This is a genomic window from Streptomyces globosus (genome assembly GCF_003325375.1).
GTDB lineage: Bacteria > Actinomycetota > Actinomycetes > Streptomycetales > Streptomycetaceae > Streptomyces > Streptomyces globosus_A.
The window spans coordinates 3,839,997-3,852,335 of record NZ_CP030862.1 but is presented as its reverse complement, the minus strand read 5'-3'; the positions used below and the strand labels follow the sequence as shown (position 1 = coordinate 3,852,335).

General features: G+C 75.4%; 15 protein-coding genes. 8 read left to right on the top strand and 7 right to left on the bottom strand.

What is annotated here, in order from left to right:
- Window positions 1-111 precede the first annotated feature (111 nt).
- Together C0216_RS16900 and C0216_RS16895 are read left to right on the top strand one after the other, a co-directional pair.
- Window positions 112-1,077, top strand: coding sequence for a TIGR03557 family F420-dependent LLM class oxidoreductase (locus C0216_RS16900; RefSeq protein WP_114056092.1), 966 nt, complete (start codon window positions 112-114; stop codon window positions 1,075-1,077).
- 25 nt (window positions 1,078-1,102) lie between these two features.
- Window positions 1,103-1,345: a hypothetical protein gene (locus C0216_RS16895; protein ID WP_114056091.1), complete on the top strand. Its 243-nt coding sequence runs from the start codon at window positions 1,103-1,105 to the stop codon at window positions 1,343-1,345.
- A 79-nt stretch (window positions 1,346-1,424) separates the two neighbouring features.
- Here the strand turns inward: C0216_RS16895 and C0216_RS16890 are convergent, their stop codons facing one another.
- The 5 genes from C0216_RS16890 to C0216_RS34470 form a co-directional block, all read right to left on the bottom strand.
- Window positions 1,425-1,691: a DUF4235 domain-containing protein gene (locus tag C0216_RS16890; RefSeq protein ID WP_114056090.1), complete on the bottom strand. Its 267-nt coding sequence runs from the start codon at window positions 1,689-1,691 to the stop codon at window positions 1,425-1,427.
- Window positions 1,692-1,716: 25 nt separating this feature from the next.
- The gene (locus C0216_RS16885) at window positions 1,717-2,121 is read right to left on the bottom strand and encodes an ATP-binding protein (protein WP_114056089.1); all 405 of its coding nucleotides are present in this window, start codon (window positions 2,119-2,121) and stop codon (window positions 1,717-1,719) included.
- Between the two features lie 46 nt (window positions 2,122-2,167).
- Window positions 2,168-2,428, bottom strand: a complete 261-nt coding sequence (locus C0216_RS16880; protein WP_114056088.1) for a hypothetical protein — start codon at window positions 2,426-2,428, stop codon at window positions 2,168-2,170.
- A gap of 183 nt (window positions 2,429-2,611) precedes the next feature.
- Window positions 2,612-3,220 (bottom strand): UdgX family uracil-DNA binding protein, encoded by a 609-nt coding sequence (locus C0216_RS16875; RefSeq protein WP_428985492.1) that lies wholly within the window; start codon window positions 3,218-3,220, stop codon window positions 2,612-2,614.
- A gap of 17 nt (window positions 3,221-3,237) precedes the next feature.
- Entirely contained in the window at window positions 3,238-3,417 is a 180-nt protein-coding gene (locus C0216_RS34470; RefSeq protein ID WP_428985434.1) for a hypothetical protein, read from the bottom strand.
- A gap of 223 nt (window positions 3,418-3,640) precedes the next feature.
- Here C0216_RS34470 and C0216_RS16870 point away from each other — a divergent pair, with 223 nt between their 5' ends.
- Complete coding sequence (locus C0216_RS16870; RefSeq protein ID WP_114058721.1) at window positions 3,641-4,672, top strand: NAD-dependent epimerase/dehydratase family protein; 1,032 nt, start codon at window positions 3,641-3,643, stop codon at window positions 4,670-4,672.
- Window positions 4,673-4,731: 59 nt separating this feature from the next.
- Here the strand turns inward: C0216_RS16870 and C0216_RS16865 are convergent, their stop codons facing one another.
- Window positions 4,732-5,592: an SDR family NAD(P)-dependent oxidoreductase gene (locus C0216_RS16865; RefSeq protein WP_246042579.1), complete on the bottom strand. Its 861-nt coding sequence runs from the start codon at window positions 5,590-5,592 to the stop codon at window positions 4,732-4,734.
- A 94-nt stretch (window positions 5,593-5,686) separates the two neighbouring features.
- On the opposite strand from C0216_RS16865, the gene C0216_RS16860 reads away from it, so the two are divergent.
- From C0216_RS16860 to C0216_RS16850, 3 genes are all read left to right on the top strand, one after another.
- On the top strand, window positions 5,687-6,172 hold the full coding sequence (locus tag C0216_RS16860; protein ID WP_114056086.1) for a MarR family winged helix-turn-helix transcriptional regulator: 486 nt from the start codon (window positions 5,687-5,689) through the stop codon (window positions 6,170-6,172).
- Window positions 6,173-6,251: 79 nt separating this feature from the next.
- Complete coding sequence (locus C0216_RS16855) at window positions 6,252-6,662, top strand: YciI family protein (RefSeq protein ID WP_114056085.1); 411 nt, start codon at window positions 6,252-6,254, stop codon at window positions 6,660-6,662.
- A gap of 585 nt (window positions 6,663-7,247) precedes the next feature.
- Window positions 7,248-7,697, top strand: coding sequence for an SRPBCC family protein (locus C0216_RS16850; protein WP_114056084.1), 450 nt, complete (start codon window positions 7,248-7,250; stop codon window positions 7,695-7,697).
- 109 nt (window positions 7,698-7,806) lie between these two features.
- Here C0216_RS16850 and C0216_RS16845 read toward each other — a convergent pair whose 3' ends face one another.
- A complete protein-coding gene (locus tag C0216_RS16845) occupies window positions 7,807-9,156 on the bottom strand; it encodes an AI-2E family transporter (RefSeq protein ID WP_114056083.1) in 1,350 nt (449 codons plus the stop codon).
- A 197-nt stretch (window positions 9,157-9,353) separates the two neighbouring features.
- Here C0216_RS16845 and C0216_RS16840 point away from each other — a divergent pair, with 197 nt between their 5' ends.
- The gene (locus C0216_RS16840) at window positions 9,354-9,704 is read left to right on the top strand and encodes a hypothetical protein (protein WP_114056082.1); all 351 of its coding nucleotides are present in this window, start codon (window positions 9,354-9,356) and stop codon (window positions 9,702-9,704) included.
- Window positions 9,705-9,960: 256 nt separating this feature from the next.
- Complete coding sequence (locus C0216_RS16835) at window positions 9,961-12,294, top strand: SpoIIE family protein phosphatase (protein WP_114056081.1); 2,334 nt, start codon at window positions 9,961-9,963, stop codon at window positions 12,292-12,294.
- Window positions 12,295-12,339 lie beyond the last annotated feature (45 nt).

Here is a 12,339-nt window from a genome sequence, read left to right as displayed (position 1 = left end):
CGCCCGTCCGGCTGCTCCGACCGGACGAGCGGGCACCCCGCCGCGGGCGGAGCGGCCCGGCTCGGGACCCGGCCGGGTTTGAGGCCGGGGGGGACGGGTCAGACGCCGGGCATGGTGCGCATCGGATACACGATGATGACCGAGCAGGCCGGGCCGCGTGCGCTCGTCGACGACGTCGTGGCCGCCGAGGCCGCGGGCTTCGACTTCTCCGTCATCTCCGACCACTACTTCCCCTGGCTCGAAGAGCAGGGCCACTCGCCGTACGCCTGGAGTGTGCTGGGTGCGGCCGCGCAGGCCACCGAGCGGATACCGCTCATGACGTACGTGACCTGCCCGACCTACCGCTACCACCCGGCGGTCGTCGCCCAGAAGGCCGCCACGGTGCAGTTGCTGTCGCAGGGCCGCTTCCGGCTCGGCCTGGGCTCGGGCGAGAACCTCAACGAGCACGTCACCGGCCGCGGATGGCCGGCCCCGCGGGAACGGCTGGAACGCCTGGAGGAGGCCGCCGTCGTCATACGCCGCCTCCTCGCGGGCGAGACCGTCGACCACGACGGCCGGCACTTCCGCATCGACAGTGCGAGGCTCTTCGACGTGCCGGACCGGCCCCCGGAGATCGGCATCGCGGTCTCCGGCCCGCGCTCCTGCGCCGTCGCCGGCCGCCACGCCGACCTGCTCATCGCGATCGCGCCCGAGCGCCGGCTGCTGGAGGACTTCGACCGCAGCGGCGGAGCCGGAAAGCCGCGCGTCGGGCAGGTGCCCGTCTGCTACGACCCCGACCGGGACGCCGCCCTGGCCCGCGCCCACGAGCAGTTCCGCTGGTCGGTCGGCGGCTGGCAGGTCAACGCCGAACTGCGCGGCCCCGCCGCCTTCGCCGAGGCCACCGCCGCGGTGAGTCCCGAGGACGTCGGCAAGTCGATCCCCTGCGGCGCAGACGTGGAGGAGTTCGTCGCGGCCGTGCGCCCGTACGCCGAACTGGGCTTCACCGAGGTCGCGCTCGTCCAGATCGGCGGCGCCCACCAGAAGCCCTTCCTCCAGTGGGCCGAGGCCGAACTGCTGCCCGCCCTCCGCGAACTGTAGGCACCCGCGAAAGGAACCGCGAACGATGGACGACATGGACCAGGGCGGCGCCGGCGGCGCCCCGCTCGACGACGACACCCCGCAGGACCGGCGCAGGCGCCCCGGCAGCCACCGAGCGCAACAGCCTGGCACAGGCCGCGAACGGCACCGCGGAGAACGGGGCGCCGCGGACGAGGACGCCCGCGACGGCGAGGCGGGCGACGCGCTCAGCCCCAGCCCGCAGGCCCAGCGCAGGACGGCACGCGGCCCCGGCCCCGGCCACGACTGACACGAGCGCTCCTGCGGCGCGACACAGCCCGGCGCCCCCGGCTACCGAGCCGGGGGCGCCGTACGGCTGCGGTCCGCCCTCAGGCGGGCCAGCGGCCTGTCAGACGGCGCACTCCCGTGGCGCCGGCCCGGTCCACGGCGGCCTTGACCGCGGCGAACACCGCACCCTGCAGGGCCGCGGCGATCAGGATCTCCCTCCACGCGCGGTCCTCGTCCATCGCGTCGGGAGCGTCTCCCTGGCGGCCCAGCAGCTTCCACACCTGCTTGAACACCAGCCCGGCGAGGAACCCTCCCGTGGCGCCCAGCGCCATGCCGACGGGCCGGTAGGCGAGCTTGGCCTTGTTCACGTCGTCCTCGTTCCTCTTCCGTTCCTCAGGTCCGGTCCGCGATGTACGCGTGGACCGTCTTGCCGCCCTCCGGAGTGGGCCGTACCGACAGCTCCTCGGCGAGGTGGTTGACCAGGATCCAGCCCCAGCCGCCCGCCCCGTTCACATGCGGCGGCCGGGGCACGGGCGGGTCGGGGCTGGTGTCGCTGACGTCGATGCCGACGCCGGCCTCGTAGCGGGACAGGTGCAGGGTGCACGGCCCCGGCGTGTGCCGCACGGCGTTGGTCACGAGCTCGCTGACCACCAGCAGCACGATGTCCGCGGTCACCGGAGTGACCGGGCGGCCCGCCCGCGCCGCGTCCTTGAGAAACCTCACCGCGGCGCTCCGGGCACTGGCCGCGGCAGCCGCGCCGTGCCCGGGGTCGAGGGACTGTTCCAGTTGCAGGGTCATCGCCTTCCCTCCGGACACCTGCCGTCGGGCCGGTACGGGCCGCCGCTCAGTCCGGCGGCTCCACCGGCGGGGGAGTGGCCGGGACGTCGGCGGGGCGCTCGCGTCCGCCACCCTCACCGTCCTTGCCGCTCCGGCTGCTCCGGCCGCCCGCGCCGCTCCCGCCGCGTACGGCCTCGTCGGCGCGCCGGCGCGCCTCACGGTCGCCGGCCTCGCCCGGAGCCTGCGAGGGAGGCGTCGGCTTGCGCCGCTCCGCCCCCGAGCCGGCACTGCGCTCCGGCTGCCGGCGTCCTCCGGTGTCTCGGGTCATCGTCTCGGGCCTTCCTGTCGGGCTGGGCGCGCCGCAGCCCGCCCGCGCCGGCATCACCGCCGGCCCGCCGGGCGCACGCGCGCGTACCTGTGTGCCTCACCGTGCGGCTGCCCGGATCTCCCGGCCGGAAACGGGCCCGGCGCCTGCACGGGTGGGACCCCGCGGCCCGCCCCCGGGCGCGGTTCAGTCCTGCAGGGCGGCGGCCGCCACGCGCAGGTCCGCCACCAGGCCGCGGTAGGCGGCGTCGCGGTCCCGGGCGCGGAGGACGGACGAGGGGTGCACGGTCGCCAGGAACCGGGCGTCGGGGAGCGCCGGGGCCCCGCCGTCCCCGCGCCCGCCGGGCGAGGGGAAGGGCTGGAGCACGCCCCGGTGGTCGCCGACCCGGAACGGGCCGCCGAGCAGGGCCCGTCCGGCCGTGGCGCCGAGCGCCACGACCAGCCGGGGGCGGACCGCGGCCGGCTCGGCCGTGAGCCAGGGGCGGCAGGCGGTCATCTCGCGCAGGTCGGGCGACTTGTGGATGCGCCGCTTCCCGCCCTCCGGCACCGTGAACTTGAAGTGCTTCACCGCGTTCGTGAGGCAGACCTCCGACGCGTCCAGCCCGGCTTCCTCCAGCGCGCGGCGCAGCAGGCCGCCCGCCGGTCCGACGAACGGCTCCCCGGCCCGGTCCTCCCGGTCCCGGGGCTGCTCGCCGACCAGGACGACCCGGGCACGCTCCGGCCCCTCGCCGAAGACGGTCTGTGTGGCCGCCGCGTGCAGCGGGCACCCGCGGCATCCGGCTGCGGCCCGGCCCAGTGCGCCGAGATCGTCCGTTAGAAGAACGGCACGGCGTCGGGACCGTGCAGTGCCACGGCGGGGCGGCCCATCAGGCGCGTCCGCACCAGCGGGCGGTCCTCGGCCCGCAGCGGGTCGGGCAGCCAGGCGTAGCCGTGGAGCAGCAGCGGCAGGGTGCTGTCGGGCAGGCGGACGGAACGGTCGTGTCGTGGGCTCACGGTGCGGCGGCTACCCGGACCGCTCGGTTCCACACGTGTCCCGGTCCCGGGTCCCCCCGATGCGTTGCCATGGCCGCCCCGGGTAGGCGCGGGGCATGTCTGCATCCATTCCTGCAACACCTCAGATTCCGGTTCGCCCACCGACTCCGATGACGACCGCGTGCGCGGCGGCGGGCGGCGCTGCCCGGGCCCGCGTGCTGACCGTGAAGGCGGGGTGGTCGTGATGCGGGTCGTCGTGACGGGAGCCACCGGCAACGCCGGCACCAGTGTGGTGCGGGCCCTGGCCGCCGACCTGCGGGTCACCGAGGTCGCGGGCATCGCCCGGCGCCGCCCAGCCCTCGACATCCCGGGCGTGCGCTGGGTGGCCGCCGACATCGACCCCGGCCACTCCGACCTGACCGGGCTCTTCGAGGGCGCGGGCGCCGTCGTCCACCTGGCCTGGAAGTTCCAGCCCACCCACGACCCCGTCGAAACGTGGCGGACCAACGTCCTCGGCGGCATCCGCGTCTTCGAGGCCTGCGCCCGCGCGGGCGTCCGCACCCTGGTGCACGCCTCGTCCGTCGGCGCGTACGCCCCCGGCCCGCCCGACGGGCGGCCCGTCGACGAGACCTGGCCGACCCACGGATGGCCGGGCGCCGCCTACACCCGGGAGAAGGCGTACCTGGAGCGCTACCTGGACGGCTTCCAGCCCGCGCACCCGGAGATGCGGGTGGTCCGGATGCGGCCGGCCTTCCTGTTCAAGGAGGCCGCCGCCAGCGAACAGCGGCGGATCTTCGCCGGCCCGCTCCTGCCGTCGTGGCTGGTCCGGCCGGGCCTGCTGCCCGCCGTGCCTGCCGTGACGGGCCTGCGCTTCCAGGCCCTGCACACCGACGACGCCGCCCGGGCGTACCGGGAGGCGGTGTTCCGGCCCGTGCGCGGCGCGTTCAACCTCGTCGCCGATCCGGTCCTGGACATGGCAGCCGTGGCCCGGCTGCTGCACGCCCGCACGGTCCCGCTGCCCGCCGCAGCCGCCCGGGCGGCCCTCGCCGCAGCCTGGCGGATGCGCCTCGTACCCGCGGCCCCCGGCCTCCTCGACGCCTTCCTGCGGCTGCCGCTGCTCGACGCCGGCCGGGCCCGCGAGCAGCTGGACTGGACCCCGTCCACCACGGCCACCGAGGCCGTCGCCGACTTCCTGGCGGGCCTGCGCCGCGGGGCGGGCCTGGAGACGCCGCCGCTCGCCGCCGCCGGAACCCCCGCCGGCAGACACGAGCGCTGACCCTGTGCCCCTGCCGCCCGCACCCGCGACCGGAGCACTCGCGCCGGCGTCCGGGCGGCTCAGGCGACCCAGGCGGAGGTGAGGCTCTGGACCGCGGAGCCGTCCACATCGGCCAGCTTCGTGCCGACGAACTCCCGCGCCCAGTCGGTGGTCTGGATCCGGAACGCCGGCTCCGCAGCGGTCAGCGCCTCCATGACGGACTCCGCCGCGCCGGCGGGCGTCTGCGCGGTGCCGTCCAGGAACTGCGCGACGGTGCGGTCGACATACGTGCGCAGCGCCCCGGTGTAGGGGCCGGCCTCCAGGCCGCCCTCCACGTCGATGCCGATGTTGTTGACGAACTCGGTGGCCACCGCGCCCGGTTCGACCACCGACACGGCCACGCCCAGCGTGCGGGCGACGGGGGCCAGGCTCTCCATGTAGCCCTCGACGGCGAACTTGGCGGCGCAGTAGGCCTCGTTGAACGGCTGCCCGACGACACCGCCCACGCTGGTCACGGTGACGAGGCGGCCGCCGACTGCCCGCAGGTGGGGGAGCGCGGCCTTGCTGACGTTCAGCACACCGAAGAAGTTGACCTCCATCACGGTGCGGATGTCGGCGAGGGAGTCGTTCTCCAGGGTGCCCACGTGGCCGGCGCCCGCGTTGTTGACGACGGCGTCCAGGCGGCCGTGGTCGGCGACCACTCCGGCGACGGCGGCCGCGACGGACGCCTCGTCGGTGACGTCGAGCTGCCGGATGTCGAGGTCGACGCCCGCGTCGGCGGCGGCCTTGCGGAGGGCGTCCGCACGGGAGAGGTCGCGCAGCGTGGCGACGGTACGCCAGCCGGCGCGGGCGGCGGCGACGGCCGCGGCGAGGCCGATGCCGGACGAGGTGCCGGTGATCAGGACGGTCCGTGCGGGGGAGGTGCGGGCAGTGGTGGACATTTCATCACCTTTCAGGAGGTACATCGTCTGTGCGTGCACACACAACTTAGCTTTGTGTGTGTGCACACGCAACCCCCTCCCTATACTCGGATCCATGCCGAAGAAACTGACCCAGGCCGAGATGCCCGCCGAGGACTACGCCTTCTACGGCCTCGTGTGGGCCGGCACCGTCATGACCGAGCGCGTCGACCGTGCCCTCACCAAGGCGCACGGCCTGCCCGTGTCCTGGTTCGAGGTCATGCTGTGGCTGGCGTCCAGCCCGGAGCCGGTGCCCGCCTCCGTCCTCGGCAACAGCACCATGCTCAGCCGCAGCCAGGTCTCCCGGGTCGTCGACGCCCTCCAGGCCCGCGGCCTCGTCTCCCGGACGCCCTCGGCGCGCGACGCCCGGTCCGTCGAGATCTCCCTCACGGACGAGGGCCGCAAGGTGTTCGCCGCGGCCGACGACACCCGGCGCGCGGCCCTCGCGCCGGTCTTCACCGACCTCCTCGACGACCGGGACCTCGAAGCCCTGGGCACGGTGTGGCGCAAGCTGAAGGCGGAGAAGGAACGTCTCACCCAGGAGCCTGCCGCCGGCTCCTGACTCCGCCGCCCGGGGGAAACCCGCCGCCGACCCGGCCGGAGGCGAGCCCCGGCAGGCCGGAGGGTGGTTGGCTGCCCGGATGAAGTACTTCGTGACGGTGGCGGGGAGCCAGGCGGACTACGACGCGATGGCGGGGAAGCCCTCACCGGCATCCCCCGCCTGGAGCGGCGACGACATCAGGGCGATGTTCGCCTTCATGAGCGGACTCAACGAGGAACTCGCCGCCTCAGGCGAACTCCTGGACGCCCAGGGCTTCGGGCCGCCCTCCGAAGCCCGCTTCGTCACCGGCGCCCCCGGCCGCGAACCGGCCGTCACCGACCGCCCGTACGCAGACACCGAGGCCGTCACCGCCGGCTACTGGCTTCTGGAGTGCTCCGGCCTCGACCGCGTGACCGAGATCGCGGCCAGGATCACCCAGTGCCCGGTCCCCGCGGGCTCCCCCGAGTACCCGGTGGTCATCCGCCCCGTCGGCGAGGCCCCGTCCGCCTGAGCCGCTCCCGTCCCACGGCGCCCGCCCGGCCTCCCGGCTGAACCGTCGAACAGCGGGCCGTGTCGGATGGGGCGATGGTGAGGCGGAGGCGGCAGAAGAAGAAGCGGCCGCCCCTGGTCGTGGACCGGCCGGGTGCCGCCTGCCATTTCCACCCCGAACGCCTGCGGGGGGACCGAGGGCTGACCCCGTCACCGCCAGACGGTGTTCATCAGGATGATCGCCGCCAGGTCGGCCAGGATGATCGAGATGGTGGCGATCACCATCGCCCAGGCCCGCTGCGACTCGTCCCACTCCATGTCCGTCGCCTCCCGACGGGACGCAGGTCCCGCCCGGCCCGCCTGCATGGCGCCGGGTGCGGCGTCCCTGCATCCAGCCGACCACGATCCGCGGCGTCCGGCCCGCCGACCGGTTCGTCCGGGGCGCGGGAGGCCCTCCGCGCCACAGCGAAACCGGCATTCGGGCGCATCACCGCGAGCCCGCCGGGCAAGGGCGGACCGAGGGCGCCGACCGGTGCCCGCGGAGGGTGGCGCAGGCGGGCAGCCCGCGCCGACGCCCGCCGGATATCCGAAGAGTGGGGAGCACGCAATGTCGCACGTGAAGGAATCGATCGAGGTCGACGTCCCCGTCCGGACGGCCTACGACCAGTGGACGCAGTTCGAGTCGTTCCCCGCGTTCATGGACGGCGTCGAGCGGATCGAGCAGCGCACGGACACGCTGACCCACTGGGTGACGAAGATCGCCGGCGTGGAGCGGGAGTTCGACGCGGAGATCACCGAGCAGGTGCCCGACCGCAAGGTCGCCTGGGTGACCGTGGGCGGCTCCACCGAGCAGTCCGGCGTCGTCACCTTCGAGCCGATCGACCCGACGCACACGCAGGTCACGCTCATGATGGACTTCGAGCCCGAGGGGATGGCGGAGAACATCGGCGACAAGGCGGGCTTCGTCGACCGCCGGGTCAAGGGCGATCTGACCCGGTTCAAGCACTTCATCGAGGACCGCGGCACCCCGACCGGCGAGTGGCGCGGCCGCATCTGATCCGACACGCCCGCGCGGCCGGAGCCGGCGCCCGCTGCCACGGGCCGGATCCGGCGCGAACGGCCCGCCGTACGGCCGGACCGGCGCGGCACCCGGCCCCGGCCGGGCGTCAGGCCGGGTCCTCCGGCCGCGCGGCGGGCCGTTCCGGTTCCGCAGCCGCCGCGGGCGGCTCCCCGGCCCCGCCCGGCCCCGCTCCCGGCCCCGACTCCGACGGCCCCGCCCCCGACTCCGACGGCCCTGACTCCGTCGCCCCGTTCTCGCCCGCGTGGGCCCGCAGATGCCCGACCACCGTGTTGCCGACGGCGACCAGCGGAACGGCCACCACCGCCCCGCCGATCCCGGCGACCAGCCCGCCGGTGGCCACGGCCAGGACGACCGCCAGCGGGTGGACCCGCACGGCCCGTCCGAGGATGAACGGCTGCAGCACGTGGCCTTCGATCTGCTGCACGACGAGCACCACCAGCAGCGTCATCAGCGCGGTGAACACCCCCTGCGTGACCAGGGCCACGACGACGGCGAGCGCCCCCGAGACCACGGCGCCGACCAGCGGCACGAACGACGCCAGGAAGATCACGACGGCGATCGGGACGGCGAGCGGCACCCCCAGGAAGTAGATGCCGATCCCGATGAACAAGGCGTCGATGAACGCCACGATCAGCGTGCCCCGCACATAGGCCGTGAGCGTCCGCCACGCCATCGGGCCCGCACCCGACATACCCGGCCGGGCCGCGGCCGGCACCAGGCCCAGCGTCCACCGCCAGATGCGCGGGCCGTCGTACAGCAGGAACAGCGTGCAGAACATCGCCAGCAGCATCCCGGTGATCACTTCGACCAGGACGGTCACGCCCTGCAGACCGGTCGAGGTGATCTCGCTGGTACTCGTCCCGATCGCGTCGCTCAGGCTCGACGCGACATCGCTGATCTGCTGCTCCGTGACGTGGAGCGGGCTGTTCAGCAGCCACCGCTTCAGCTCCTCGATGCCCTCCTGGAGCCGGCCGGACAGGTTCCCCAGGTTGTCCGACACCTGCCAGGTGATGAACCAGCCGATCAGGCCGAGGACGGCGAACCCGCACAGTGCCGTCACCGCGGTGGCGAGCCCCCGCGACAGCCCGGCCCGGTGCAGCCGCGCGACGGTCGGCTGGAGCAGCGCGGTGACCAGCAGCGCCGCGACGAACGCCAGGACGACCAGCCGCACCGACCCGATCACCTGCATCACGACCCACACGGCCGCCGCCAGCACCAGGAACCGCCAGGCGGCCTCCGCCGCGACCCGCACTCCCCACGGCACCGCCCCCGCCGGGTCCGCGGCCCGCGTCCGGGCCCGGCGGGCCTCGGCGAACGCCCGCTGGCGCGCCGCCCGCTCCTCGGCGTCGTGGCGGGCCTGCATCCGCGCCCGGCGTTCGCCGAGCGCGGTCGCGCCGGCCTTGACACGGCCGGACCAGTTCCGGATTCCGGGCATCCCCACGCTCCTTCCGTCCCGCCACGCGTGTGCCCCGCATCCATGGGATCAGGCAGCGGGCCCGAACCGGCCCGGGCGGACGGCGGAGTCCCCCGTCCGGCCGTCATCCGGGCGGGTGCCCAGCGGATGCCCGGCGGGCCGGCCCGCGGCAGGCTGCGGTCAAGGCCCGCCATCACCGCACAGACGAGGATCCAGCCATGTCCCACCTCCGGCGTACCGGCGTCATCTCCGGGGCGGCACTGCTCGTGCTCGCGGCCACGGCCTGCTCGGCCGGCAAGACCACCGTCGGCGAGCTCACCTTCCGCGCCCACGACTCCCCGGTCGAACTGACGTACTCCAACACCCCCGTGCAGGGCTGCCACCGCATCCGCCTCCCGCGCGGCGCGGCCCACGTCGAGAACAACACCCTCGTCGACGTCGTCCTCTACCGGACCCTCGACTGCCGGACGGTCGAAGGCCGCGACGAGGGAACCTACATCCCGACGTCCAGTGCGAACGTGACCGCCCCCGACACCCTGCCCTGGCGCAGCTTCACCGTCGTCCACTGACCGTCCCGCACCGCCCTGCCGCGGCCGCCCCGCACGGTCCCGAACGGGTGTTCCGGCGGGCCCGTCCGGGGCACTCCGGCGGGCGTCCGGATGCGGCGCCCGCCGGGGGAGGGGGATGCTGGCTGTGTGACCGGGAGAGAGGCGTGAGCCGGCGGCGGACCACCGCCCGCGGGACTCCGTACCGGCCGGACGGCCGCCGCGCCCGCTCCGGTGCGCCCGCGGCCGCGGACGGGCCCGCGCACCGCAGGGAGCCCACATGAACGGGACCGCCGGCTACGAACGATTCCACGGCCCCCTCGACGTGTCCCGGGCGGCCGTGGCGGTCCTCGACGGCGACGGCCGCATCGTGGGCTGGAGCCCCGCCGCCGCCGACCTGCTCGGGTACGCCCCGTCCGAGATCCTCGGCCGCGGCTTCGACGCCCTCGCCGCCGACCCCGGAGCGCCCCCGCCCCCACCCGGCGCCCGCACCGTGCTCCGGCTGCGCCACCGCGACGGCGGCCCCGGCCGGCGGACCGCCGTCGCCGTACGCCCCCTGACCTCGGCGGACGAGGCCCGGCCCGGCCCCGCGGCGCCCGCCGCCCCCGCCGGGCGGCAGCCCGCCCGCCTGCTCGCGATGGCCGACGCCGACGCCGCCGACCACTGGGACGCCCTCCAGTCCATGCTGCACGGCCTCGCCACGCAGTCCCCGATCGGCCTGGCCATCTACGACACCGACCTGCGCGTCGTGTGGACCAACGCAGCCCTCCGCAAGGAGATGGGCCCCGCCGACTACGCCGGGATCGGCCCCGACGACATGGTCGCCGACGGGGCGGTCGTCTCCCCCGGAATGCCCGCCACCCTGGAGGAGGTGATGGCGCGGGTCCTCGCCACCGGCGGACCCGTCACCGACCTGCACTACAGGGGCCGCCCGCCCTCCGCGCCCGACCGCGACCACGTCTGGTCGTGCTCCTACTACCGCCTGGAGGGCCCCGCAGGCGCGCCCCTCGGCGTGTGCGAGGAGACCTTCGACATCACCGACCGCTACCTCGCCCAGCAGCGCCTCGACCTGCTCGTACGGGCCGCCCGGCGGGTCGGCACCACCCTGGACATGGGCCGCACGGCACACGAGTTCGCCAACGTCACGACGCCGGAGTTCGCCGATGCCGTCACCGTCGACGTACTGGAAGCCGTCCTGCGCGGCGAACGGCCGCGCCCCGACACCGACACCGACACCGGCGCCGACGCCGCCTCCGTCCGGCTGTGGCCGCCCGAACACCCCGGGGCGCCCGCCGCCGCCGAGCCGCACGGGCCCGGCACGCTGACCGTGCCGCTCCGCACCGAGGGGGCCGACCTCGGCCGGGTCACCTTCGCCTGGCAGCAGCGCACCGGCCCCTTCGACCCCGGCGAGCTGGCCGTCGCCGGGGAACTCGCCGCCCGGCTCGCCGTGTGCGTGGACAACGCCCGCCGCTACGCCCGCGAGCACGCCGCCGCGCTCCTCCTCCAGCGCAGCCTGCTGCCCCGGCTCCTGCCGCAGCTGTCCGCCGTGGAACTCGCCTACCGCTACCTGCCCGCCGACATCGGAGCCGGCGTCGGCGGCGACTGGTTCGACGTCATCCCCCTGTCCGGGGCCCGCGTCGGCCTGGTCGTCGGGGACGTCGTCGGGCACGGCCTGAGCGCCGCCGCCACCATGGGCAGGCTGCGCACCAGCGTGCGGGTCCTCGCCCGCATGGACCTGGCGCCCGACGAGCTCCTCACCCGCCTCGACGACCTCGTCACCCAGGACACCGAGGAGCGGGCCGCACCGCGCCCCGCGGGGGAGGAGCTGCCCGACGCCGGAGGATTCGGCGTGACCTGCCTGTACGCCGCGTACGACCCGGTGTCCGGGACGTGCACGACGGCGCGGGCCGGACACCCCCTGCCCGCCGTCGTCCACCCGGACGGCACCGTGACCTTCCCCGAGCTGCCCTCGGGGCCGCCCCTCGGACTCGGCGGACTCCCCTTCGAATCAGCGGAGTTGACGCTGCCGCCGGGCAGCCTGCTCGCCCTGTTCACCAACGGCCTCGTGCAGGGGCGCGGCCGCGACCTCGACGAGCAGCTCGGCGTCCTGGGCACGGTCCTCGGCCGGCACGACCGGCCGCTGGACGACCTCTGCGACGACGTCGTCGAGGCACTCCTGCCGGGACCCGCCGAGGACGACGCGGCGCTGCTGCTGGTCCGCACCCGCGTCCTCGGCCGGCGGCAGGTCGCCTCCTGGGACCTGGACGACGACCCGCGGGCCGCCGGCCGGGCCCGCGCCGCCGCAGCCGCCCAACTGCGCGACTGGGGGCTCGATGAGCTGGTGTTCACCACCGAGCTGGTGGTCAGCGAACTCGTCACCAACGCCGTCCGGTACGCCTCAGGTGCCCCCGTCCGGCTGCGCCTGATCCGCGACCAGACCCTCATCTGCGAGGTCTTCGACAGCGGCCACACCTCACCGCACCTGCGGCACGCCGCCGGCGACGACGAGGGCGGCCGGGGCCTGTTCATCGTGGCGCAGACGACGCAGCAGTGGGGCACCCGCTACACGGGCGCCGGCAAGGTCATCTGGGCGGAGCAGGCCCTGCCGCGCTGAGGGCGGCGGATCCGGTCCCGCCGCCCGCACGGCGGGGCGTACGGG

Excerpts from the sequence above, each read along its gene's own strand:
- C0216_RS16900 (WP_114056092.1), top strand. The coding sequence starts at position 112 with ATGGTGCGCATCGGATACACGATGATGACCGAGCAGGCCGGGCCGCGT.
- C0216_RS16895 (WP_114056091.1), top strand. The coding sequence starts at position 1,103 with ATGGACGACATGGACCAGGGCGGCGCCGGCGGCGCCCCGCTCGACGAC.
- C0216_RS16885 (WP_114056089.1), bottom strand. The coding sequence starts at position 2,121 with ATGACCCTGCAACTGGAACAGTCCCTCGACCCCGGGCACGGCGCGGCT.
- C0216_RS16880 (WP_114056088.1), bottom strand. The coding sequence starts at position 2,428 with ATGACCCGAGACACCGGAGGACGCCGGCAGCCGGAGCGCAGTGCCGGC.
- C0216_RS16870 (WP_114058721.1), top strand. The coding sequence starts at position 3,641 with ATGCGGGTCGTCGTGACGGGAGCCACCGGCAACGCCGGCACCAGTGTG.
- C0216_RS16865 (WP_246042579.1), bottom strand. The coding sequence starts at position 5,592 with ATGTCCACCACTGCCCGCACCTCCCCCGCACGGACCGTCCTGATCACC.
- C0216_RS16860 (WP_114056086.1), top strand. The coding sequence starts at position 5,687 with ATGCCGAAGAAACTGACCCAGGCCGAGATGCCCGCCGAGGACTACGCC.
- C0216_RS16855 (WP_114056085.1), top strand. The coding sequence starts at position 6,252 with ATGAAGTACTTCGTGACGGTGGCGGGGAGCCAGGCGGACTACGACGCG.
- C0216_RS16850 (WP_114056084.1), top strand. The coding sequence starts at position 7,248 with ATGTCGCACGTGAAGGAATCGATCGAGGTCGACGTCCCCGTCCGGACG.
- C0216_RS16845 (WP_114056083.1), bottom strand. The coding sequence starts at position 9,156 with ATGCCCGGAATCCGGAACTGGTCCGGCCGTGTCAAGGCCGGCGCGACC.
- C0216_RS16840 (WP_114056082.1), top strand. The coding sequence starts at position 9,354 with ATGTCCCACCTCCGGCGTACCGGCGTCATCTCCGGGGCGGCACTGCTC.
- C0216_RS16835 (WP_114056081.1), top strand. The coding sequence starts at position 9,961 with ATGAACGGGACCGCCGGCTACGAACGATTCCACGGCCCCCTCGACGTG.